1 protein-coding gene is annotated in these 1,013 nt (G+C 36.7%); it reads right to left on the minus strand.

From position 1 onward, the window contains the following. Positions 1-12: 12 nt before the first annotated feature. The coding region (locus C200_RS15820; protein WP_033923774.1) for a hypothetical protein at positions 13-1,013 on the minus strand (1,001 nt) is incomplete at its 5' end.

Raw genomic sequence — 1,013 nt, forward strand, 5'->3', positions numbered from 1 at the left:
ATTCGTTGAGCGCTATACTTGAAAAGATTCACGTTCTGATAGTCTAATGCTGTGTTCGCTACCGCCGATTCCTAAATCAAATCCGTATCCTCGAACTTGGTTTACGATAATGGTCTCTATATCGCTTAACAGTTGCTTTTTTTTATCAGTATCTTTCAATGCTTGCTGTTCTTCTAGTATTTCTATTTGGTTACATCTCGCCCGCCAGTATTTTAACTCTGCTTTAAAGTAGTAATTTTTCGGATTAGAAAAGTAATTTTGAAATGTTTGAGCTTCTTGGAGGTTATTTAGAGCGCAAATAAGCCCTCTTTCTGATTGAGACTTAGTGATTTGAGCGTAAACGTTTTTAAGCAGTGTGGTCTGCTCACCATTTGAGGGTGTTGTTTGATTATTTTCATGTTTATTAACATTATCTAGAAGTTTAAGAACTCTGTTGCGAACATAATTGAAATTTAGATTTTTTAAATCGACAGAGGCTTGTAAACAATTATATAATTCTGTATTAAGGTCGCTATGATTAGGGTCTGAAAAGTAGTCTTTAGAAGTCTCATTGCTCTCAAGTTTAGCTAAAGTAGCGAAGAGCTCTTCTGCTGATTGAACTTGATGGACTTGTGGAGTAATTATACCAAGCAAAGTAGAAAAAGCTTTATTTTTACTTTCATTTTCACTTTCATATCGAGAAATGTTATTAACATCGCTTAATAATCTGAGTGCCTGATCGCGCAGATCCTCTATATTATTTAGCTCACGTTTATCCATTTTTTCTTCTAATATTCGTGCTTGGCTACAAGCGACTAGGCAGTCTTTGAGCGCCGTACGAAAAGGAGTATGTGCCGGATCGAAAAAATAGTCTTTAAATAGGGTTTCATCACTATGAAGGTCGGTTAAAATAGCGGAGAGTTCTGCTGTTGAGTTAGCTTTATCAGTTTGTCGCCGAAGATCGTAAATAAAATTAGAGCGAGGAGCATCTAATAACTGAGATGAGTGAGCCTCAACACTCGCTGCGAGCCATG

Source organism: Piscirickettsia salmonis LF-89 = ATCC VR-1361, from assembly GCF_000297215.2.
Classification (GTDB): domain Bacteria; phylum Pseudomonadota; class Gammaproteobacteria; order Piscirickettsiales; family Piscirickettsiaceae; genus Piscirickettsia; species Piscirickettsia salmonis.